At 65.7% G+C, this 21,385-nt stretch carries 19 protein-coding genes; 9 read left to right on the top strand and 10 right to left on the bottom strand.

All coding sequences use genetic code 11. The features are described 5' to 3' along the window. The 5 genes from A985_RS25265 to A985_RS25270 all read right to left on the bottom strand — a co-directional run. The coding region (locus tag A985_RS25265) for a protein-glutamate O-methyltransferase CheR (RefSeq protein ID WP_017233681.1) at nt 1–1,254 on the bottom strand (1,254 nt) is incomplete at its 3' end. Further along, complete coding sequence (locus A985_RS0112185) at nt 1,251–1,739, bottom strand: chemotaxis protein CheW (RefSeq protein WP_017233682.1); 489 nt, start codon at nt 1,737–1,739, stop codon at nt 1,251–1,253. The genes A985_RS25265 and A985_RS0112185, both read right to left, overlap by 4 nt. Nucleotides 1,740–1,774: 35 nt before the next feature. Further along, nucleotides 1,775–3,448 carry a methyl-accepting chemotaxis protein gene (locus A985_RS0112190; RefSeq protein ID WP_017233683.1) on the bottom strand — a complete coding sequence of 558 codons (1,674 nt, stop codon included), beginning with the start codon at nt 3,446–3,448 and terminating at the stop codon, nt 1,775–1,777. A 155-nt stretch (nt 3,449–3,603) separates the two neighbouring features. Next, the gene (locus A985_RS0112195) at nt 3,604–4,455 is read right to left on the bottom strand and encodes a 3-keto-5-aminohexanoate cleavage protein (protein WP_017233684.1); all 852 of its coding nucleotides are present in this window, start codon (nt 4,453–4,455) and stop codon (nt 3,604–3,606) included. After that, nucleotides 4,455–5,795, bottom strand: coding sequence for an aspartate aminotransferase family protein (locus A985_RS25270; protein ID WP_039830276.1), 1,341 nt, complete (start codon nt 5,793–5,795; stop codon nt 4,455–4,457). Before A985_RS25270 ends, A985_RS0112195 begins: the two co-directional genes overlap by 1 nt. Nucleotides 5,796–6,060: 265 nt before the next feature. On the opposite strand from A985_RS25270, the gene A985_RS25275 reads away from it, so the two are divergent. Next, nucleotides 6,061–6,993: a MurR/RpiR family transcriptional regulator gene (locus A985_RS25275; protein WP_051060163.1), complete on the top strand. Its 933-nt coding sequence runs from the start codon at nt 6,061–6,063 to the stop codon at nt 6,991–6,993. Here A985_RS25275 and A985_RS0112210 read toward each other — a convergent pair. Then, nucleotides 6,977–8,194, bottom strand: coding sequence for an MFS transporter (locus tag A985_RS0112210; protein ID WP_083902286.1), 1,218 nt, complete (start codon nt 8,192–8,194; stop codon nt 6,977–6,979). The two genes, A985_RS25275 and A985_RS0112210, sit on opposite strands and share 17 nt — an antisense overlap. A 130-nt stretch (nt 8,195–8,324) precedes the next feature. Between A985_RS0112210 and A985_RS0112215 the strand changes: the two genes are divergently transcribed. Further along, the gene (locus A985_RS0112215) at nt 8,325–9,689 is read left to right on the top strand and encodes a PLP-dependent aminotransferase family protein (protein ID WP_017233688.1); all 1,365 of its coding nucleotides are present in this window, start codon (nt 8,325–8,327) and stop codon (nt 9,687–9,689) included. Nucleotides 9,690–9,819: 130 nt separating this feature from the next. Next, a complete protein-coding gene (locus A985_RS0112220) occupies nt 9,820–10,233 on the top strand; it encodes an RT0821/Lpp0805 family surface protein (protein ID WP_017233689.1) in 414 nt (137 codons plus the stop codon). Between the two features lie 112 nt (nt 10,234–10,345). Here A985_RS0112220 and A985_RS0112225 read toward each other — a convergent pair whose 3' ends face one another. Beyond that, nucleotides 10,346–11,581 carry an MFS transporter gene (locus A985_RS0112225; protein WP_017233690.1) on the bottom strand — a complete coding sequence of 412 codons (1,236 nt, stop codon included), beginning with the start codon at nt 11,579–11,581 and terminating at the stop codon, nt 10,346–10,348. Nucleotides 11,582–11,992: 411 nt separating this feature from the next. On the opposite strand from A985_RS0112225, the gene A985_RS0112230 reads away from it, so the two are divergent. Both A985_RS0112230 and A985_RS0112240 read left to right on the top strand, forming a co-directional pair. After that, on the top strand, nt 11,993–13,597 hold the full coding sequence (locus tag A985_RS0112230) for an EAL domain-containing protein (protein ID WP_017233691.1): 1,605 nt from the start codon (nt 11,993–11,995) through the stop codon (nt 13,595–13,597). Nucleotides 13,598–14,205: 608 nt separating this feature from the next. Then, nucleotides 14,206–15,057 carry a TOBE domain-containing protein gene (locus tag A985_RS0112240; protein ID WP_017233693.1) on the top strand — a complete coding sequence of 284 codons (852 nt, stop codon included), beginning with the start codon at nt 14,206–14,208 and terminating at the stop codon, nt 15,055–15,057. 27 nt (nt 15,058–15,084) lie between these two features. Here the strand turns inward: A985_RS0112240 and A985_RS0112245 are convergent, their stop codons facing one another. After that, entirely contained in the window at nt 15,085–16,278 is a 1,194-nt protein-coding gene (locus A985_RS0112245) for an MFS transporter (protein WP_017233694.1), read from the bottom strand. Between the two features lie 180 nt (nt 16,279–16,458). On the opposite strand from A985_RS0112245, the gene A985_RS0112250 reads away from it, so the two are divergent. Next, entirely contained in the window at nt 16,459–17,367 is a 909-nt protein-coding gene (locus tag A985_RS0112250) for a LysR family transcriptional regulator (protein ID WP_017233695.1), read from the top strand. Nucleotides 17,368–17,466: 99 nt separating this feature from the next. Here the strand turns inward: A985_RS0112250 and A985_RS0112255 are convergent, their stop codons facing one another. Next, nucleotides 17,467–18,747, bottom strand: a complete 1,281-nt coding sequence (locus tag A985_RS0112255) for an MFS transporter (protein ID WP_017233696.1) — start codon at nt 18,745–18,747, stop codon at nt 17,467–17,469. 256 nt (nt 18,748–19,003) lie between these two features. On the opposite strand from A985_RS0112255, the gene A985_RS0112260 reads away from it, so the two are divergent. Together A985_RS0112260 and A985_RS0112265 are read left to right on the top strand one after the other, a co-directional pair. Further along, entirely contained in the window at nt 19,004–19,897 is an 894-nt protein-coding gene (locus A985_RS0112260) for a LysR family transcriptional regulator (protein ID WP_017233697.1), read from the top strand. Between the two features lie 49 nt (nt 19,898–19,946). Beyond that, complete coding sequence (locus A985_RS0112265) at nt 19,947–20,324, top strand: hypothetical protein (RefSeq protein ID WP_017233698.1); 378 nt, start codon at nt 19,947–19,949, stop codon at nt 20,322–20,324. Between the two features lie 62 nt (nt 20,325–20,386). On the opposite strand, the gene A985_RS0112270 is transcribed toward A985_RS0112265, so the two are convergent. Continuing rightward, nucleotides 20,387–20,740 carry a DUF2288 domain-containing protein gene (locus A985_RS0112270; protein WP_017233699.1) on the bottom strand — a complete coding sequence of 118 codons (354 nt, stop codon included), beginning with the start codon at nt 20,738–20,740 and terminating at the stop codon, nt 20,387–20,389. A gap of 191 nt (nt 20,741–20,931) precedes the next feature. Here A985_RS0112270 and A985_RS0112275 point away from each other — a divergent pair, with 191 nt between their 5' ends. Further along, nucleotides 20,932–21,354, top strand: a complete 423-nt coding sequence (locus A985_RS0112275; RefSeq protein WP_017233700.1) for a hypothetical protein — start codon at nt 20,932–20,934, stop codon at nt 21,352–21,354. The last annotated feature ends 31 nt before the right edge of the window (nt 21,355–21,385 follow it).

Below are 21,385 nucleotides of genomic sequence, written 5' to 3' on the forward strand. Positions count from 1 at the left end.
CTGAGCATCGCCCCGCGCGTCTTCGACCAAGCCGAGCAGATACTCGGCCTGCGCGTTCGCGCGATCGGTCGCAAGCACGGTGCGGCACAATGCGACGGCGCGCACAAAATCGCCCGCGTCGGCCGCCACGCGCGCCTGTTCGAGTTGCGCATCGACGGCAGCGGCATTGGACGCAGCGGCAGCAGCGGTAGCGGACGCAGCCGCAACAGCGGCGCGGGGCGCTGCGGGCGGCTTCGCCACAACGTTCGGCCTCGCCTGCAGCGGGGCAGGCGTGCCCGTGAGACCGACATGGGCCACGAACCGACCCTCGGCGCGTCGCTGCGCCGCGGCGTCGACGGCACTCACCGGCGGCATCATGTTGAACGATTCGAGCGTTCCCGCAATGCGCGACACGCCGGCGGGTGGTGGCACCACGTCGCGCACCGGCCCGGCGACGCGAAACGCGAACGCCTGCACGTGTCCGGTCGACGTCAAGCCATTGCTGGTCAATGTGCCGCCTTCCGCCGGCCCGGCGAAGAGTGTCGCGCCCATGCGCATGAGGCGTTCGAGCGCGGCGATCGCCCGGCGCTGCCCTTCGCGGTCGAAGTAGATCAGCACGTTGCGGAAGAACACGAAGTCGAACGTGCCCAGCCGATCGACCAGCGTGGCATCGAACAGATTGCCCGCGTGCCAGCGCACCTGTGTGCTCAGCGCCCCGACGACGCGATAGCCGTCGTCATCCGGCGTGAAATAGCGTTCGCGAAACGACAGCGATTCGGGCGGGCCGCGAAACGAGTTGCGACCGTAGCGCCCCTCACGCGCGAGGGCAAGTCCACGTTCACTGATATCGAGCGCGTCGACGGTGAAATCGCTGGCACCGAACCCCGCGTCGAACATCGCCATGGCCATCGAGTAGGGTTCCTCGCCCGTGGCACACGGCAGGCTCAACAGCCTCAGCGGCTGGCCTTCACGCACCGTGCCGCGTCGCGTGGCCCGTTCGTCGCGCGCCAATTGCCCCAGCACCGTGAACGCCTCGCGATGCCGGAAGAACCATGTCTCGGGCACGACGACCGCTTCGATCAACGCCTGAAGCTCCTGCGGCGATTGCTGCAGCCATTGCCAGTATTGCGAATAGGCGGGTGCGTCTTGCATCTCGGGTGGGAGCGCGGCAAGCCGCGCGCGCACGGCACGCTCGATGGCATGTGCCCCGAGCGTTTGCGCGTCGAGCCCCATGGTCTCGCGCAGCAGGCGTTCGATGTCGTGGACACGGCTCATGACGACGCCTCCGGTGTCTCGGCCAACGCGTCGCGCGCGGCGTCGAAGAGCAGCGCGCGCGCCTCGTCGGTCAGCAGTTGATCGATTCGCACCCACTGCACGAGGCCGTCGTCGGTGTCGAGCACGGGGCCGAGGTAACGGCCTTCGGGCAGATCGACACCGCTCGCCTGGAACGCCGAGGCGTCGGCGCGCAACGTGTCGGTCGCGCGCTCGACGCGCACCCCGAGACGGCGCGCATTGGGCCCGGGCGCCGGGTAATGCACGAGCACCAGACGCGTGGATCGGCGCTCGGGCGCGCTCACCCCCGTGGCCAGCCGCGTCAGGTCGATAACGGGCACCGGCTCGCCACGATAGCTGAACGCCCCGGCCACCCACGCCGGCGCGGCAGGCAGGTGCTTGAGCGCGAGCCACGGCAGCACCTCAGCCACCTGACTGGCTTCGATGACGTAGTGATCGGTCCCGATGGCGAAACGCAGGAACAACATGGCGAGGTCCGCGAATGACGAAGTGGCGCGTTACTTCACGCCAGCCCCACGGGCGGCAGCGTCTGCACCTTGAAGCGCGAGACGCCGCTCTTGAGTCCGTTGGCGACGTGATTGAGTTCTTCGATGGCCTGACTCGATTGCTGCAGCGATTCGGCGGTCTGCTGCGCCGCCTCGGAGAGTTGCACCAGCGCCTGATTGATCTGCTCGGCCCCGGTCGCCTGCGCCTGCATGCCTTCGTTGACGACCTGGAAGCGCGGCGAAAGCGTTTGCACCTGCGCGATGATCTGGGCGAGCTGATCGCCGACCTGACGCATCTCGTCCATGCCGCGCCGCACCTCCTCGGTGAACTTGTCCATGCCCATCACCCCGGCCGACACGGCCGATTGAATCTCCTTGATCATCTGTTCGATGTCGTAAGTGGCCACCGCCGTCTGATCGGCCAGCCGCCGGATCTCGGTCGCCACCACGGCAAAGCCGCGTCCGTACTCGCCCGCCTTTTCGGCCTCGATGGCCGCATTGAGCGAGAGCAGGTTGGTCTGGTCGGCCACCTTCGTGATCGTAGTGACGACCTGATTGATGTTGCCCGCCTTCTCGTTGAGGATGCCGAGCTTGCCGTTGACCGACCCCGCCGCCTCCACGACGTGACGCATGGCGTCCTCCATGCGCGTGAGGCCAACGTGCCCCGTGCCCGCCAGCGACGCCGCATGTTCGGCCACGCCCGCGACCTCGGTCATGGTGCGGGCCAGATCGCGCGACGTAGCGAAGATCTCGCGCGAGGTCGCGCCGATTTCCGTCGTCGTCGCCGCCGTCTCCGAGGCCGTGGCTTGCTGCTCACGCGACGTGGCGGCAATCTCGGTCACCGACGTCGTTACCTGCAACGCCGACTTCTGCGCCTGTCCGACCAGCCCCGTGAGTTCATCCGTCATCCGGTTGAAGCCCGCCTCCAGCGCGCCGAATTCGTCGCGCCGGTCCAGATCGAGACGCTGCGTCAGATCGCCCGAGCGCATCACTTCCAGAATCTGCATGACACTCCCGAGCGGCACACTGATGGCGCGGAACAGCAACCAGCCGCACAGCAACGCGCACGCGAGCGCCACGACCAGCGTGATGAGCAGCGTTGCCTGAGCCGCCGTCACAGACTGGCTGATATTGCGAGTCGACTCGTCAGCAAAGGTCTTGTTGGTATCGACCATATGCTGGATCGCCGTGCGCCCGCGGCCCCACTCCGGGTAAAGCTGCTCCGACACCATCGAACGCGCCGCGGCGATCTGACCGTCGGCAACCAGCTTGAGCACCTGATTGCTGACGCTGCCATACTGCTGGCGCACGCTGCGCACCTCGTCGTACTGGACGCGGTCGATGCTGCGGTTGACGGTCGTGCCGTATTCCTTGATCCAGTCGTCGATCTTGCCATTGGCGGCGCGAAGCACATCGAGATCGCTCGCTCGGGCCTTGTCGTTGTCGTCGACGGACACGACCTGCTGAAGCATCTGGTAGCTCTCGAACCAGGCGCCGCGCAGCATCGTGCTGTAGTACAGGCCGGGCGTGGAGTCGGTCTCCACGCTGATCGCCTCCTGCTGGATGGTCATCAGCCGCGTAAAGGCGATGCCGGCCATGAGGGCCATCAAGGCGATGATCAGGCCAAAACTGGCCAGAATGCGATGTCGGATCGACCAGTGTTTCACGCCGCGCTCCCGTTCGTTGTGCATACCCGGTGCCGGGGGAGGGGCGACGCGGGCCTGTTTGAGGTTACGCCGATTCTATTACAGTGGCCCGGTCGGGCAACGTCGGTCAGACCTTGTATTTGGGTTTATTTCTGAATTGAGGCGGTCCGGGCACCCGCGGCGGCGCCCGCAACGGCCATTCAGCGGGTCAGGTCGCGAAGGGCGTCGGCCGTCATGGGCACGAGCGCGAGTGGGGCTGCGGCCGCCGTCAACGCGCCGAGCGACGCCGCGTTATCGGGCGAGACGCTGCCATCCGGCAGGTAGAGATTGTTTTCGAAGCCGATCCGGGCGTGACCCCCATGCAACACGGCCGCCAGCGCGCACTCCGCCTCGCGCGGTCCGAACGCGCACATCGCCCACGGTGTGGCCGTGATCGCCTCGCCCAGCGCTTGTGCCCCCGTCTGCCAGGCCGCGAGAAACGGCAGCAGGTCCGACGGCGACGACAACTGCCCCTTGCTGTAGCGGCCCAGTACGAACAAGACCCAATGACGGCCCGGACGGATCGCCCCGCTGGCTCGCAAGCGCCAGTAGTGCGCCACATCCTGGGTGTCGTACAGGATGTACTGCGTCGTGATCCGGGCTTGCCAGAGCCACGCGAAGAACGCTTCGGCGGCGGGCGCATGCGCGGCGTCGGGCAGCACTTCGCGCAACGCCACCGAAATCGCTTCGGGATGCAAGGCACGCACCGTCGCGATTTGTTGCTCGGGGGTATAACAGCCGACTGCCTCGGTCGTCACCTGCAGTACGAGTTCGTTGCCGACGGCACGTTGCACCGCATCGATCCCCGCCGTGTAGTCGGACACTTCGAGGCTGTGCGTGCCATCGGCCTTGCGAACGTGCAGGTGGATCATCGCCGCGCCCGCGTCCAGACAGGCCTTGGCGCATGCACCGAGTTCGTCCGGCGTCATGGGCAGCGCACGATGATCGACGTGCGTGCGTCGGGCGCCGTTGGGCGCGACGGCCAGCGCGAAAGTCCGTGTCGTGCCGGTCATCATGCGCCTCCCGTCATCACGCCGGTGACGTCGGCCACCGCCAACGCCAACCGTTCCACGATGCGGTCGATGTCCGCCGGCTGACAGATGAACGGCGGTGCGATCAACGCGTGATCGCCATGCACGCCATCGACCGTGCCCCCCATCGGATAGATCAGCAGACCGCGCGCCTTGGCCGCCGCCTTGAGCCGTGCGTGCATCTTGTCGGCCGTCGGGAGTGTCTGCCTGGTCGCACGGTCGGCGACGAATTCGACACCGACGAACAGCCCCCGGCCACGCACATCGCCCACGTTAGGGTGATCTGCGAAGACTTCGCGCAGGCGCTCACGCAGTTGCTCGCCACGCGCTTGCACGTTCTCCAGCAGATGCTCCTCGGCAATCGTGCGCTGCACGGCCAGCGCCGCCGCGCAGGCCATCGCGTGCCCCAGATACGTGTGACCGTGCTGGAAGAAGCCCGAGCCGCCGACCACGGCATTGAAGATTTTATCGGTGCACAGCATCGCTCCGATCGGCTGATAGCCAGCGCCCAGTCCCTTGGCGATGACGAGAATGTCCGGCACCACGCCGTCTTCCTCGCACGCGAACAGGTAGCCCGTGCGCCCCATGCCCGACATCACTTCGTCGAGCAGCAGGAGCACGCCGTACTTGTCACACACGGCGCGAATGCGTTTGAAATAGTCGCCCACCGGCGGCACCGCGCCCGCCGTCGCGCCCACCACGGTTTCCGCGACAAACCCGATCACCCGATCGGCGCCGAGTTCGAGGATTTTCGCTTCGAGTTCGTCGGCCAGACGCTGGACATACGCAGCGTCACCCTCGCCCTCAAGCCGTTCGCGATACGCGAAGCAGGGCGAAACGTGGTGCGCCGGCACCAGCAGCGGCAGGAACGGCTCGCGTCGCCACGCGTTACCGCCGATGGCCAGCGCACCAAGGGTGTTGCCGTGATAGCTCTGACGGCGCGCAATGAAGTACTGACGCTGCGGCTGGCCGATCTCGACGAAGTACTGCCGCGCCAGCTTGAGCGCCGCCTCCACGCCCTCCGATCCGCCACTGACGAAATACACGTGATTCAAATCGCCGGGCGCGCTCGCGGCCAGCGTGTCGGCCAATTGCTCGGCGACTTCCGTCGTGAAGAACGAGGTATGCGCGTAAGCCAGTTGCGCCGCCTGCTGCTGCATCGCCTCGATCACACGCGGGTGACCGTGTCCGAGACATGAGACGGCCGCGCCGCCGCATGCGTCGAGATAACGCTGGCCCGTGCTGTCGATCAGCTCGATGCCCTGGCCGCCGACCGCGACGGGCAAGGTTTGGCGCGGATTGCGGTGAAACACATGAGTCATGCCTGAACCTCTGACGGAAAGATGGCGCGTCGCGCGATGACCGCCCAGCCACCCATTTACGCGAACGATGGGGCTCAGTGTAGGGGCATCGCGTCGCTTTTGCAACATATGTTTCACTCGTTTTGTTGTCGCAACACTTTGCTCAATCGCCTGAACTTGCCCGACGCTTGCGCATCGGCCGGGCCCACGGGGGAAAGCGCGTGCGTGGTCGGGGCATTTCATGCAACAATCGTTACATTCCCTCGTCGCCGTGTTGCCATCCCCTATGCCTGAAGCTCCCGCGTTGCCGCAGACGCTCGAACAACTCAACACCTTGCTGCGCGCGCGCTATCCCCAGCTCAGCCCGCAATTTCAGGCGGGCGCGCGTTTCTTGCTCGACCACCCGCAGCGTGTTCCGATCAGCTCCATGCGTGCGATTGCCGCCGAGGCGGGCGTGCAGCCGGCCACCTTCGTGCGACTCGCGCAGCATCTCGGCTTCGACGGTTGGCACGGCCTGCGCGAACTGTTTCTCGAATCGATCCGGCTGGGGCCGCAGCCCTATGCGAGTCGCGCTCGTCAGGTCATCCGTGAGGGCGATGCCGCCCGCATGGTGCCCGAGATGTTCCGCGTGCAGCACAACAACCTCGACCTGACCGAAGCGGGCGCGAATGCGTCGCTGGGAGCGGCCGTCGATTTGCTTGCCAATGCGGGCACCGTGCATGTCGCCGGCTTCCGGGCGTGCTTTCCCATCGCGTTCACGTTCCAATACATCTATCGGCTGTTCCGGCCGACGGTGCATCTGATTCGCGGCGAGGCCGGCACGCTCGAGATGGAGTTGCGTGCGCTCTCGGCACGCGATGTGGTGGTCGTCATCAGCTTTGCCCCGTATTCGAACGAAGCGCTGATCGTCGCGCGAGCGGCACGCTCGGCGGGGGCGCGTGTGCTCGCGCTCACCGACTCCACGGTCTCGCCGCTCGCCCTCGACGCCGATGCGACGGTGCTGTTCTCGCATGAGAGTCCGTCGTTCTTTCCGTCGATCACCGCCGGGATCGCCGTCGTCGAGACGCTCGTGGAAATGCTGCTCGCCCGAAAGGGACGCGGGGCGGTGCGCGCCCTGGAACTGGCCGAAGACCAGTTGCACGGCACCGGCGCTTACGTGAGCCCGACGGGGGGTGAGGGAAGCGCGGGAAGCGGCACCCGCGTCAAACGAGACGCGTGAGCGTAGCGGCCGGGCAGCGTAGCGTCACCGCGAGCGCGGCGCTGCCCGCGATCAACGCCGCAGCCAACAGGGCCAAGGCGACGAGCATGCCCACGTGGTCCGCGAGCCAGCCAATCGTGACCGCCGGCACCGAGAAGCCGAAATACGCGAACAGGAAGTACCCCGCCACCGCACGTGCGCGCATGGCCGGCGCGACCGCCGCATTGACCGCCGCCAACCCGCCCAGATAAGTGAAGCCGTAACACGCCGAACTGGCGATCGCCGCACCGGCCAGCAATACGGGCAAGTTCGCATAACCGACCCCGAACGTCAGCACCACGAAGCCGAGCGGCACGAGCAAAAGTCCGGCGCGCACCGCCTGAACGGGTGCCATGCGTCGCGCGGCTGGTTGAAACAACAATCCCGTCGAGATCACGAAAAACGTGGCAAATCCCGCCCACGCCTCGTGCCCGCGCGCTGCCAGCGCCGCTGGCACCACGCCGATGACGACGCCCACCGCAGCCCACGCGAGTAGTATCGCCATGCCCAGCGGGACGGTGCCGGGCGCAAGCACCGGCCAGCGCAACCACGATGTGCTCCGATGACGCACCGGCGCGGGCAGCGCCGCCACCGCAACGGCCGCCACAAAGGCGAACGGCAGATACGCCCACAGACTCACGGGCGGCAGCGTCGACGGTGCCGCCACGAGGCACACGCCGGTGAGGAGCGCGCCAGTGCCAAAGCCCAGCGATGTGGCCGCCGCGACAAGCGCAGCCCCGCGCGTGGCTGCGTCTTCGCGCGTGCCATATAGCTCGGTCATGTACGCGGTGCCGCTGCCCGCCACGAGTCCCGTCGCCAATCCATAACATGCCCTGGCGCCGCCAAGTGCGACGAGTGTCGGCCAGTGCAGCGTCAGCGCCGTGCCTACCAGACCAAGCAGCAACGCGATGGCCAACGGCACGCGGTGCCCCACACGATCGGACAATCCCGCGAGAAACAGCAATGTCGGCACGAGCGCGCCGACATAGCACGCGAAGGCAAGCGCCTGCGCCCCCGCGCCGTGCCCGCTTGCCGCGGCATAGTGCGGCACCAGCGGCGCTTGCAGATTCACGGCGAACGTGACGACGAATAACTGTAGCGCCAGCAACGGAATCGCCCAGCGCGGCGTTGTTTGGGGTGACTGGCAAGGGTCTGTGTCGACTGGGATCAAGGAATGAGTCATGCAGTGAGCCAACAATGAAGCGACCGTAAATGGCCAAGGAGGACGCGGTATGGCTTCAAGTATTGCCAGCTCGCCAATCCAGTGCAATTATTGAATTGTCCCGATATCAATTTCCGTCCCCGCGCTTCGCATGGCTGCCCCTGCCCGCTATATCGAACACGTCGAACGTCTCGCCGAAGCCATTGCGGGCGGCGAACTCGCATCGGGCGCCCGACTGCCACCGCAACGCGATTACGCCGATGCGCACGGACTTGCCCTCTCCACCGTTACACGGATTTACACCGAACTCGCGCGACGTGGCCTAGCCGTCGGCGAAGTGGGGCGCGGCACTTTCGTGCGCTCGCCTGCCGTCGGCGCGGCGGCGGCGTTCGCGCAATGGGCCCCCGCGCCGGGCGCGATCGGCGGTGTCGATCTGGCGTTCAACTATCCGGTCTTGCCCGAGCAGACCGACGCGTTGCGTCAAGCACTGCGAGAGACGGCCGCCGCTGGGGACCTGAGCGCCTTGCTCGCCCACACGCCACACGACGGGCATCCGTCCGATCGGCGAGCGGCGGCGCAATGGCTATCCCGGCGCGACGGCACGCCCGTCTCGCCCGATGAGCTCGTCATCTGTGCCGGAGGCCAGCACGCGCTTGACGTTCTGCAGTTGGCGCTGTGTCGCGCGGGCGAGCCGGTAGCCGTCGAAGCCCTGACGTATCCCGGCTGGAAAGCGCTCGCGGCCTTGCGTGATATTCCACTCGTTGCCGTGTCGATGACACCGGGAGGGCTCGATCCGGGGGCACTCGATACGGCGTGTCGCGCGCTTGCAGGACGTTTGCGCCTCGTCTACACGATGCCCACGCTGCATAACCCGCTGGGGGCTGTGATGCCGCTCGCACAGCGGCGGGCGCTAGTGGAGGTGGCGCGGCGTCACGACCTGCTGCTGGTGGACGACAGCGCCTACGGCTTTCTCGTCGCCGACGCCCCGCCCGCCCTTCGCCTGCTCGCGCCCGAGCGTACGGTTGAGGTTTGCAGTCTCTCCAAGCCGGGCGCGCCGGGCCTGCGTATCGCCTATCTGGTTGCGCCGCCCGCGTTGCTGCCACGTGTGCACGCGGCAATGCGGGCGAGCGCCTGGAGTGCGGCGCCGTTGATGGCGCAATTGGCGTCGCGCTGGCTCGGCGACGGCACGATCGATCGCTGGACGACGCGCAAGCGCGCGTTGGCGGCGCAGCGTCAGACCATCGCGCAGGCCTGCTTCGCGGGCCTTGGCGCTACGGGGTATGTCGGGGCGTTTCACCAGTTGCTGCCCGTGCCCGCGCCGACGCGCTGCGACGACGTCGTCGCGGCCCTGCAAATGCGGGGGATTGCGGTGACGCCCGTCGACGCGTTCGCTGCGCCCGGGCAGACGGCGCCCGCCGCCATCCGCATCGCCCTGGGTACGCCGCAGAGCGACACCGTGCTCAAGGCCGCGCTCGAGCAGGTCGCCGATGTCGTGAAAGCACTCGCGCGCCGATGACGCACAGGATGACGCCGCCCCTGGTTTCTTTTATGATCGATGCGCTCGCCTGCGGCGAAGGCGTCGACGCAAGACCCGACGCGGCGTTGCGCAGGATCCGTCCCCCTGTCGACACTCTCAAGGACTCCGAATGTCGCCTTTCCGTCTGTCGCTTGCCCGCTCGTTCGGGCTTGGCACGGCGCTCGTCGTCGGCGCCACCCTGGCCGCGCCGGCGTTTGCCGCCTCCAACCTTCTCTTCATGAGCAACTCGCCGCTGGCCTATCTGCACAAGGCCGACAATGCGTCGCTCGCCAAAGCGGCCAGCAACGTGCTGTCCCATCAGCAGGACAACGAAACCGTCGACTGGAGCAACAAGGGCACCGGCAACCCCGTGGCCATTACAGCGCAACTCACGCCGACCAACACCCAGAAAGACGACACCCGTACCTGCCGCGACCTGATCTTGGTTCTCGGCGCAAAGGGGCAGGAAGTCACCCTCAAGCTGCCGACCTGCAAGAAGGGCGATAACGGCCAATGGGAACTGCAAAAGCGCGGCGCTCAGTAAGCATTCAGTCGTCCTCCAGGCAAAAAACCGCTGGCCCGTGATTTTCGGGACCCGCGGTTTTTCATTGCGCCACCCGTGCGCCGGGCACGGGTGAATCCTGCCGACAGCCGCCTCAGGCCGCCGCCGTCTTCTTGTGGCCTTCGACGTCGGGCAACAGGATCGTCACGATCCCGAGCAGCGGCAAATAGGCACAGACGTGGTAGACGAAGTCGATACTCGTCGAGTCAGCCAGTTGTCCGAGCACGGCCGCGCCCACGCCACCCATCCCGAATGCGAAGCCGAAGAACAGCCCCGACACCGTTCCGACCTTGCCCGGAATCAACTCCTGCGCATAGACGAGAATCGCCGAGAACGCCGACGCCAGGATCAAGCCGATCACCACCGTCAGGATGCCGGTCCAGAACAGGTCCGCATACGGCAGCATCAGCGTGAAGGGTGCCGCCCCCAGGATCGACCCCCAGATCACATACTTGCGACCGATCTTGTCGCCCAGCGGACCGCCGATCATCGTGCCCGCCGCCACGGCGAACAGGAATACGAACAGATGCACCTGGGCGCTTTGCACCGACACATGGAACTTGCTGATCAGATAGAACGTGAAGTAGCTGCTGATGCTCGCGAGATAGAAGTACTTCGAGAAGATCAGCACCAGCAGAATGCCGATGGCGAACATCACCTTGCCGCGCGACAGGTGGGCGTGCCCGCCTCGGCGCGCGGCCGGTTTGCCCTTGCTCGCGGCGCGCTGCCCGGCGTACCAGCGACTGACGTGGAACAGCACGAAGATCGCGACGAGCGCGGCCACGGAAAACCACGCCACGCTGCCACGGCCATGCGGTGCAATGATGAGCGCCGCAAGTAACGGGCCGAGTGACGAACCAACATTGCCGCCGACCTGGAAAAACGATTGCGCCAGACCGTGGCGTCCGCCCGAGGCCATGCGCGCCACGCGCGACGACTCGGGGTGGAACACCGACGAGCCCATGCCGACCAGCGCGGCGGCCACGAGCAGCATGCCGAAGTTCGGCGCGACAGCCAGCAGCAGCAGGCCAGCCAGCGTAAAGCCCATGCCGACCGGCAGGGAATACGGCTTCGGATGTTTGTCGGTGTATAGGCCTACGACCGGCTGCAGCAACGACGCCGTGACCTGATAGGTCAGCGTAATCAGACCGACCTGCGCGAAGCTCAGATCGAAACTCGCCTTGAGCAGTGGATAGATGGCCAGGATCAACGACTGGATCATGTCGTTGAGCAAATGGGAGAAGCTGATCGCGGACAGCACACGGAACGCAGTGCCTTTGGCGGCCGGCGAGGGGGCGCCGGGAAGGGACGTGACAGGTTGGCTCGACATGGGAGGGGGATTTGACGTCAAAAGCTTCAGGAAATCAGCACGCTTCCGGCAGTTTTCGTGCAAATAGACATGACTTTGGGACTTGGCCTATTTTTTGCCGGAAATCTAATATGTGAAGTGTAGAGCATGCGTAAATTGCGGTTACGCCAACTTTTGTCGCGATTCCGCCATCCGGCCCGCCGCGGTACATCTCACAAAGACCGATAAAAGACGCTTGCCGGTAACCTTGAACCGCCCACCGGACATCCGCCGGGCCCTCTCAGGCACACGTCGCCAACGGCGCGTGCGGGTTTATCGGGCGTTGGTGACCGTCAGGGATTCGTGTAGAGTCGATTGACGAGTTGTGCCGTGCAACATGAAGCACGCGAAGCACACGAAAGGGCCCCCTCCTTCCTTGGTTGGCAGCAGAACATGATTCAACACTCCAGAGTCGTGCAGTGGCTGGTGACCGGGCTCGTCGTGACGGTCACGCTCTTTGTCGTCCTGATCCTGGGCTGGCTGCGCGTTCATCACATGTCGCAGGCGTTCCTGCAACAAGAAGCGCAACGACAGCGCGCGGCACTCGAGCGCATTGTCGGTACGGCCGAGGACACGCTCAAGGGCGCCGCGCCCTGGGTCGGCCGCGCTTGCGGCGAGGTCAACAGCTCGTTGCAGGCCACGGGCACGCTCAGCCCCTACTTCCGTTCCATCTGGCTCGTCTCCCACGGGAAGATGTATTGCTCGTCGGTGATTCGCTCCGACGAGGCCATCGAAATGCCTTTGCCGGCCGAACTCGTGCCGTTGCTGACCGGCACGCCCGAAATATTTGTCGACAGCACGCCCTATGTGCGCAATTCGCCCGCATTGGCATTGTTCATCCCGACGTCGGCCACCGACGGTGTCCTGGGCTTTATCGACAGCGTGTATCTCACCGAGTCGTTGCATAGCGTCAAGACCAACGAGCTTGCCTGGACGGCAATGACCATCGGAAAAGTGTCGCTGACGTCCGAAGGCCCGCGGCTCGAATCCGTCGGCATCGCCACCCGCGGGGCTCAGGTCACGCTCGACTCGGACCATTTCTCGACGTCGCTTGCCGGCAGCGCCACCCTGACGCGCTCATTGATCGCCACGCAGGCGCCGATCTTTCTGGCATTCGGCGTGGTGATCTCGATTTTGCTCGGCATCCTGACGTTCCGCCATCTCGGCCCGGCCCAGTTCATGCGGCGGAAAATCGCGCTGGGCATCAAACGCCATGAGTTCAAGGTCTACTACCAGCCCGTGATGGAGCTGGCCACGGGCCGCTGCGCCGGGGCCGAAGCGCTGATGCGCTGGCATCACCCTGAGGCCGGTCTCGTGCGCCCCGACGCCTTCATCCCGATCGCGGAAAGCAACGGCCTGATCATCGAACTCACTCGTTCGCTGCTGAAGCAGATTCGCAACGATGTCTCCCGAGGCGCGCTGCCGCAGGGGTTTCACATTGCGGTCAATCTTGCGGAGCGGCATTTGCGCGACACGACCATCGTGCACGACATCGAACGCCTTTACGGTTCGCTCAACGAGACGTATCCGATGATCGCGGAAATCACCGAGCGTTATGTGATTCGCGACACCGCCGCGGCGCGCCATGTGATGGCGGAACTCCAGCGTCACGGCGTGGAAACGGCCTTGGACGACTTCGGTGCCGAAAACAACTCCATCGGCTATCTGAAGCGCTACGACTTCAATTATCTGAAGATCGACAAGGAGTTCCTGCCCGTTACCGAAGACGATACGGTCACGCGCAATATCTGCGATTCCATCATCCATCTGGCCGAGCGGCTGGACATGACAATCGTGGCGGAGGGTGTCGAAAACGAGATGCAGGCGAGTTATCTGCGCGAACGCAACGTCACCTACGCCCAGGGATATCTGTTCGCGCGTCCGATCGCGTTCGACGAGTTGGTACAGTTTGCGATAGCCCACGCGGGCAGAGGCCCGGCGTCGGTGAACTCGGCGTCGGCGAGCGTCGTGCCACTCACGCCTCTCAAGGCAGGTTAAACGCGCATTGCCCTGGCGCGTACCGAAAGCGCCCGACCGGTGACGACCATCGGCCTGGCGCTTGCGTCACGCCGCAACCCGGTCAGAAGACCAATTGCGGCATGTTGCTGCGTGGCGTGGGCATGGCGGCCGCCCGTGTGCTGTCACGCATTTCGGCACGCAGCAACCACAACCGTCGCGCGACAAAATGTCTGAAGCGCATTTCACCTGCGGAGAAAGAGATTTGCATCTGATGCCGCTTGCCGTTGGGCAACATGCGAACCAGACGATAGTATCGAGCCCCGTCAACCGTTTCCTTGATATTCCTGACGCGCATCATTTCACCCCGTTTCTGTTGTGTCAGGTGAGTAGGCACTTCGACAACCGTCGCAGTCCCGGTGGACCCGTATCAGACGTGGACTTCAGCCTGACGCGCGACTCACCGGCCAGGGGGGGCATGCGGCGAAATTCAATGTAGAGGAGCAACGTCCCCCATTCGTCCCCCAAAGAATAATCCGGCGTCGGCTTCGTTGGTGCGTGGCAACACTTCCCTGTCCGGCGTCGGTGTTCGCAGGTCCGCCGGCCCTCTACAATGCGCTTACCTGCCAAGTCCAATAGAAAACATCTTTATGGTTTCCGAACCGCCTTCAACGCCCAACGGGCTTTCGCATCATGGACTGGACGATGCGCTGCAAGTGAGCGGATCGCTTTGGGTGCATCGTGGCAATGCGTCGCTTGGCGGCCACGCCAGAATTGCATTGCTCGAACAGATTGCCGCGCATGGGTCGATCACGGCCGCCGCGAAAGCCGCCGGCATGAGTTACAAGGCCGCATGGGATGCCGTGGATGCGATGAATCAGCTCGCCGGCGAACCGCTGGTGGCACGCAGCACGGGCGGCCGTGGCGGTGGTGGCACCCGTCTCACCGCACGCGGCGCGAAGCTCGTGGCGGCGTTCCGGGCGGTGGAGGTGGCGCAACGGCAATTCCTCGCGCGCGTGGCGACCGATCTGGAACATTTCGACGAGCAGTGGCCCATCATCGCGCGGCTGGGACTGCAGACCAGTGCACGCAATCAGTTGCACGGCACGGTCACCGCGATTCGGCGCTGCGGCGTGAATGACGAAGTGACGCTCACGTTGCCCGGCGGTGAAGCGATCACAGCATCGCTCACGCACCACAGCACGCAGACGCTGGGGCTGGCGACCGGCAGCGATGCGTTCGCACTCATCAAGGCCCCGTGGATCGAAATCGCGCGCGGCGGCGATCTCGCGGGTTTGGCTACCGCGAACCGCCTTGCAGGCACGGTGGACGCCATCGCCGACGACGCGGGACAGGCCGAGATCATTCTGGCGTTGCCCGGCGGCAGCCGGCTCGCCGCCGTCATGCCGCATGACACGCTGACCGCTCGCGGGTTGACGGTGGGTGTCGGCGCGACGGCCGCGTTCGCGGCCGCCAGTGTGATTCTGGGGGTCATGGCCTGACGCACTCGCGTCGGGCCCGCGCGTGGATCACAACGCGGGCGTTTCGCAGTTGGGCACGACGGATGGCTTTGCGTCGCGACGATCCAGACGCAGGCTCAGCAGCGCCACGCCCACGCCCGCCAGCGGCGCGAGCGCCGCCACCCAGGGCACGGCCGTCAGCCCGGGACCGTGTTCGATAACGAAGCCGCCGAGCCACGCGCCGATGGCGTTGCCGAGGTTGAACGCGGCGATATTGAAGCTCGACGCCAGGCTTTCCCCCGCCCCCGAGGCCTTTTCCATCACCCACAGTTGCAGCGGCGCGACCGTCGCGAAGGCGGTTGCGCCGAGCAGGGCCACGAAGACGATGGCCAGCCAGTGCGAGTGCAACGCGAACGTCATCAGCCCCAGCACCCCAGCGAGCGCCAGCAGGCTGCCCAGCACTGTCGGCACCACGCGACGATCCGCAAACTTGCCGCCCAGCAGGTTGCCGACGACCAGACCGCCACCGAAGATCAACAGAATCGGTGAGACCGCGCCCTCGGCAAAACCGGTCACTTCGGTCAACAGCGGGGCGATGTACGTGAACACGCCGAACACGCCCACCCAGCCGAGCACCGTCGTGAGCAATCCGAGCAGCACGGGACGGCGTGCCAGCGCCCGCAGATCCGCCCGCCAGTCACCCGCATCCTTAGGCGCGGCGATCTTCGGCACGAACCCGGCGATCACGAGAAACGCGAGCGCACCGATCAGCGTCACCGCCCAGAAGCTCGCGCGCCAGCCAAAGTGCTGCCCCAGCCAAGTACCGAAGGGCACGCCGAGAATATTGGCGACGGTCAGCCCCGTGAACATCACGGCGATGGCCGACGCACGGCGCTCGCGCGGCACGAGGCCGGTGGCGACCACCGAACCGACGCCGAAGAACGTGCCGTGCGCGAACGACGTCAGCACGCGGGCTGCCATCAGCGCCGCATAGCTCGGCGCCAGCGCACAGGCGGCATTGCCGATGGTGAAGATCGCCATGAGCACCAGCAGAACGGTCTTGCGCGGCCAGCGCGCAGTGACCGTGGTCATGAGCGGGGCGCCGACCACGACACCCAGGGCATAGCCGGAGATCAGCAGGCCGGCGGCCGCGATCGAGACGCCGAAATCGGCGCCGACGTTGAGCAGCAGACCCATGATGACGAATTCCGTCACGCCAATGCCAAAGGCACCGGCGGTCAGGGCATAGAGAGCGATAGGCACGAAAGACTCCTGTCTCGGGATCAAGGAAGGTCAGGCCACTCAGGGAATGGCGATACACGAATGTGCGGAATATAGACGCCCTTGCATTGGTGAAATAGACTGCGCAAAGGAACATGATTTGTGACTTGATGTCACAATGGCCCGCATCCCCTTTCACAGGAACGCCGGAGGACACCGCCGATGGGTCGACAGGACGTCAATCGCTCCGGCGATATGGAAGTTTTCTCGCGTGTGGTCGAGCTTGGCGGCTTCTCGGCGGCGGCGCGCGCGCTGCATATGACGCCGTCCGCCGTGAGCAAGCTGATTGCGCGGCTCGAGGCGCGTCTGGGTGCCCGCTTGTTCAATCGTTCGACGCGCCGCCTGCAACTCACCCCCGAGGGCACGGCCTTTCACGAGCGGGCGATGCGCGTGCTGGCCGACATCGAAGCCGCAGAGCGCGAAGCGGCGGCGGGTGCGGTGCCGCGCGGGCTGCTGCGGGTGAATTCCAGCGTACCGATCGGCTCGCACTATCTGCTGCCGGTCATTCCGGCATTTCTCGCGCAATACCCCGAGATCCGTCTCGATCTGACACTCACCGACACGGTCGTCGATCTGCTGGAGCAACGCGCCGACGTCGCCGTACGGGCCGGCCCGCTGCGCGATTCCCGGCTGGTCGCTCGCAAGCTCGGCGAGAGTCGTGTGCATGTGGTGGCGTCACCGGACTATCTCGCCCGCAACGGCCCATTGCGCACGCCGGCCGACCTGATTCACCACAACGTCATGGCCTTCAATTTCGACCGTCAGGTGCAGGGTTGGCCATTTCTCGACGGCGCCGGCGGCATCACGCACTACCCGCAGGTCGGCAATATGGTCGTGAGCGACGGCGAGATCATGCGCAAGCTCGCGGTCCAGGGGCTGGGGCTGGCCCGCCATTCGCGCTACCACGTCGACGACGATCTGCGCGCCGGCCGGCTCGTCACCGTGCTCGATGACTACAACCCGGGCGATCTGGAGCCCGTGCATGCGGTGTATGTGGGGCAGGGCGGCCATTTGCCCGCACGCGTGCGGGCGTTCCTCGACTTTCTCGTGGCGAACGTGCGTCTGCCGTAGCGGGGCAAGCGTGTGGCACGCGTCGAGCCCATTTCACGCGCTTCCGCCATTGACAGACGCAATGCGCCCGGGGCCTGGCGCCCAGGGCTGCGCGGACGATCAAGCCCGCGCCAGGCCGCGATGCGACCAGACAAAGAGCGGCCATGCCAGCGCGGCACACACGAGCCCGCCGGCCCACACCAGTCCCCAGCCGCCAATCGACAGCAGCAGCGGAATCGCGAGCGGCGTGAGGAACATCGTCATAAACACACCGGTGTTGCCGATACCAAGCGCCGTTCCCGCACGCGACGCCCCGGCAAGCGTGGCCAACTCAGTGAATGCCACCCCATGCCAGGCCGACGCCACCACACCCCCTGCAATCAGCAGCGCGATCATCCACGGCGTGCCATGCGCCAGCCATTCCGGGCGATGCGTCAGCGCCGTCACGAGCAGCGCCAGCGAGGCGAAGACCGCCCCCACCGCCATCGCGCACAGACGCAGATATTGCGGACGGTTGCGGCGCTTGTCGGTGAAGCGCCCGCTCCACACCCGCGTGATGGCGGCCCCCGCCTGTACGGCGCCAAGCGTGAGCGAGATGGTTGCCACGCTGGCGTGCGCCACATCATGCAGAAACACCGTGCCGAACGTGAGCACCGCGATCTGCGGCATCGCAAGGACCGCCATGCCCAGCGCCGTACTCAGCAGGCGGGCATCGCGCAACGGCGAATAGCTTGCGGCCGCGCGTGCGTCGGCGGCCGTCTCCCCGCGTGCCGACTTGCCGGCGTCCTCCTGCAGTGCCTCCGGCGGTTCGAGCAGCCACCGCCATGCTACGACCGCGGCAGCAAACGACGCCGCAGCCAGCCCGGCATAGACCGCTTCGAAGCCGAAGTGCTGCGCCGCGCCGGGCAACACCAGCGCGCCGACCCCGCCGCCGAGCGGCACGGCGCATTGCCGCACACTCATTGCCAGTCCTCGCTCGCGATCGTGAAACCAGCGCATGATGGCGCGCCCGCTCGAGCCATTGACGCTGCCACCGAGGATGCCGATCGCCAGCATCCCCGCCGCAAGCATCGGCATCGACGGGACGAAATGCGCCGTCGGCACACCCCAGATCGCCAGGCCAACAAGCGCGAACGCCGTCACCATCAATCCGACAAGCAGCACGCGCCGGTCGCCCCAGCGGTCGGTGAGCATGCCCCACGGCAGTTCGGAGACGGCGATGCCCAGCCCGATCATGCCGAGCACGATGCCGAGATCGCTATTGGCCAGGGCGTAGGCGCTGCGCATTTGCACTGCGGTGGCGGGAATGCCACCCATCGCAGCGGCAAAGCTGGCATTGGCGGCCACGCCAACACCCAGCACCTTCCAGCGGTGGTTGCGGCCCAAGCCGCGGGGGGCCATCGAGGCATTCGATGCCGGGGCCATCCGACGGGCAGTGGCGGGAGCGGTACACAGACGTTCGTTCATGTGTGACGGTGCGCGGCCCGCAGGCACACGGCTCATAGGGGAAGAGGGGGGGAGTCGCGGCGTCCGACGCGTGCCGATGCACAGTTCGGGCCACCATGAACCGCATCCTACGGATAGACATTGCATCGGAAAAGCGGGAAAATTCGATGCCGTATATCGTGTTTTCCGGATCATCATCGCAAGGGCCACCATGAACCCCCGCGCCTTCGACCTCACGCAGTTGCGTACGTTTATCGCCATCCACGACGCCGGCAGCATTTCGGCGGCAGCGGAGCAGATCTTCCTGTCGCAATCGACGGTCAGCGAGCAACTTCAGAAGCTCGAAGCGCGCGCCGGCCAGCCGTTGCTGGTGCGATCGCGCAAAGGCATGCGTCCGACCCCGGCGGGCACGCGGTTGCTCACCTATGCACGGCAGATCTCGGCACTGTCCGAGGCAGCGTTCGAGGATCTGCAGGGCGTGCTGCTCGATGGCGAGTTGCGCATCGCCATCACCGACTATTACCGTCCGCACGACGTCGGCCGCGTGCTCAAGCGATTCACGAGCCTTTACCCGCGCCTGCGGCTGCATGTGAGCGCCATGCAAAGCGCGCAGATCGAGCGCACCGCCCTGACCGGCGAACACTTCGACGTAGGGTTGGTGTTGCGTCTGATGAACGAGGATATCGGCCGTGGCGCGAAGGCGCTGGGCTACCGGACGTCGGGCACGCTGGTGCGCCGCGAGCGTCTCGTGTGGGCGATGTCGTCGACGCTGGGCGAGCCGCTGGGCGAGCCGCTGCCGCTGGTGACAATGCCGCCGTCATGCACGCTGCAAAGCCTCGTACTCACCGTACTGGAGCGGCACAACGTGCCCTATCGCATCTCCCACTCGGCGGCGGGCGTGGCCGGCATGCAGTTGGCGCTCGGCGCGGGGCTGGGGATTTCGTGCCTGAATGAATCGGCACTCACCCCCGATCTCGTCGTATGTCCACCGTCGCTTGGCCTGCCCCCGCTGCCGCGCGCGGAATTCCACCTGCTGCCCGGACGCGCCGACGAGACCGACCTGATCCGTCACGCCCGCAATGCGCTGCTGCGCCTGTTCGCGTGATACCTTTGCCCCCTGATCCCGATTTTGTCCGCTCATTGCGGTTGCCGTCATGCCGGAAGCCACGCCGATTCGTCTGAATTTCAACACCCGCCGCGCGCTGCTGTTCGCGCTGACGGCCGAGCGTCTGTCGGCCTTTTACGAACATGGGCAGTGGATGACGGACAAGCAGGGCGCGACGCTCGCGCAACTGTGGCTGTCGCGCTCGAAGCTTCAGCTACCGCTCGAAGAGCGCCGGCTGCTTTCAACGTTGAGCGACGATTTCGCGCGCGAACTGGCCGGCACGCTCTCGCGCGAAGCCGGCCTGTATACGGCGCATGAAATGACGGAATCGCTCGACGCGGACTATGCGTTTGCGTCGGCGGTAGCGCAGGATCTGTTGGAAGACTGCACGCGGCGCCTCATCGAGGCGGGAATTCCGGAGTCATGACGGCGTAGCGAATTCGAGGCGTTGACGGGGTTTATCAGCGCGCGCGTCACGCCATCACGCCATCATGCAACGATGCCACGTTCCTGTACGAGCACCCACGGCGCGACAACCACTGCCCAAAGCTCCGGCGTGCGCGCGGAGAAATCGGCGGCTTGCTCGGCCTGCATGCGCTGCACCAAGGCCGACGATAGCCATTGCGACACGGTGGCCTTATCGTCGTTGGCAACCGCCTCGGCGACCGATACGAGGTCGACGCCGGGCGCCACATACAGCAGCACACCGCGCGCGAAGAACGATTCCAGATCCTTCCAGTCGATCTTGGCGGTTTCACCGAGCAGGCGCAAATAGACGTCGCTGGCACCGGACGCGGCGGCTTGGGAAGCTTGAACTGATTGGGCGGACTTGGGCGAATCCATGACAACGGGCTCCAGAGGGCGCGGGTCGACGACAACGACTGCGCCGGGCAAGCGTAAATAACGAAAACCCGCATTGTAATGTGCCCCGGCATGCGCGACGGTGGTAGCATCGGAACCCCACGTAGCGCGCCGGTGCCGCAGCGACATGGCACGACCGCCGCGGGGTGGCTAACGTTTTACCGAGGAACCGCATGTCCAAACAAAAAACCGATCCCAAGCTGGAACAAGCGCTGACGCGCGGCGATCTCGCCATGCGCCAGATCAACTCTGCCCGTGCGACCGCGCTGCTGCGCGCCCTGGGCGAGATGATCGTGGCAGCGTCGGCAACGATCGGCGTCGAAGCGGTGGTCGACGTGCCCAATGGCGACAAGGTCTACGACCCGGAAGAGGGTGTGTGGCCGCAGGCGCTCATGCTGTCATTCGACGGCCCCATCGAAGAGGCCGACGAAGAAGAGCTGCGCACCGTACGGTTGAGCGCTGAAAAGTATCCGGAAACCTTCGAAGTGGTGTGGCACCGCGCCGATGGCAAGATGGGTCGCCATGAAGCGCGTCCGCTCGCGATGGTCGCGTTTCTGACCGACGTCGAAGTACCTTGGCTCGACGACGAAGCCTGATCCCGAATCGGTCCTGACACTGTCGCTGTCG

Origin of the sequence: Pandoraea sp. B-6, assembly GCF_000282835.1 — a bacterium.
Taxonomy (GTDB): Bacteria; Pseudomonadota; Gammaproteobacteria; order Burkholderiales; family Burkholderiaceae; genus Pandoraea; species Pandoraea cepalis.

Bases quoted from the DNA above. Each gene is read 5' to 3' on its own strand.
- A985_RS0112185 (WP_017233682.1), bottom strand. From the start codon at position 1,739: ATGTTGTTCCTGCGTTTCGCCATCGGGACCGATCACTACGTCATCGAA.
- A985_RS0112190 (WP_017233683.1), bottom strand. From the start codon at position 3,448: ATGCACAACGAACGGGAGCGCGGCGTGAAACACTGGTCGATCCGACAT.
- A985_RS0112195 (WP_017233684.1), bottom strand. From the start codon at position 4,455: ATGACCGGCACGACACGGACTTTCGCGCTGGCCGTCGCGCCCAACGGC.
- A985_RS25270 (WP_039830276.1), bottom strand. From the start codon at position 5,795: ATGACTCATGTGTTTCACCGCAATCCGCGCCAAACCTTGCCCGTCGCG.
- A985_RS25275 (WP_051060163.1), top strand. From the start codon at position 6,061: ATGCCTGAAGCTCCCGCGTTGCCGCAGACGCTCGAACAACTCAACACC.
- A985_RS0112210 (WP_083902286.1), bottom strand. From the start codon at position 8,194: ATGACTCATTCCTTGATCCCAGTCGACACAGACCCTTGCCAGTCACCC.
- A985_RS0112215 (WP_017233688.1), top strand. From the start codon at position 8,325: ATGGCTGCCCCTGCCCGCTATATCGAACACGTCGAACGTCTCGCCGAA.
- A985_RS0112220 (WP_017233689.1), top strand. From the start codon at position 9,820: ATGTCGCCTTTCCGTCTGTCGCTTGCCCGCTCGTTCGGGCTTGGCACG.
- A985_RS0112225 (WP_017233690.1), bottom strand. From the start codon at position 11,581: ATGTCGAGCCAACCTGTCACGTCCCTTCCCGGCGCCCCCTCGCCGGCC.
- A985_RS0112230 (WP_017233691.1), top strand. From the start codon at position 11,993: ATGATTCAACACTCCAGAGTCGTGCAGTGGCTGGTGACCGGGCTCGTC.
- A985_RS0112240 (WP_017233693.1), top strand. From the start codon at position 14,206: ATGGTTTCCGAACCGCCTTCAACGCCCAACGGGCTTTCGCATCATGGA.
- A985_RS0112250 (WP_017233695.1), top strand. From the start codon at position 16,459: ATGGGTCGACAGGACGTCAATCGCTCCGGCGATATGGAAGTTTTCTCG.
- A985_RS0112255 (WP_017233696.1), bottom strand. From the start codon at position 18,747: ATGGCCCCCCGCGGCTTGGGCCGCAACCACCGCTGGAAGGTGCTGGGT.
- A985_RS0112260 (WP_017233697.1), top strand. From the start codon at position 19,004: ATGAACCCCCGCGCCTTCGACCTCACGCAGTTGCGTACGTTTATCGCC.
- A985_RS0112265 (WP_017233698.1), top strand. From the start codon at position 19,947: ATGCCGGAAGCCACGCCGATTCGTCTGAATTTCAACACCCGCCGCGCG.
- A985_RS0112270 (WP_017233699.1), bottom strand. From the start codon at position 20,740: ATGGATTCGCCCAAGTCCGCCCAATCAGTTCAAGCTTCCCAAGCCGCC.
- A985_RS0112275 (WP_017233700.1), top strand. From the start codon at position 20,932: ATGTCCAAACAAAAAACCGATCCCAAGCTGGAACAAGCGCTGACGCGC.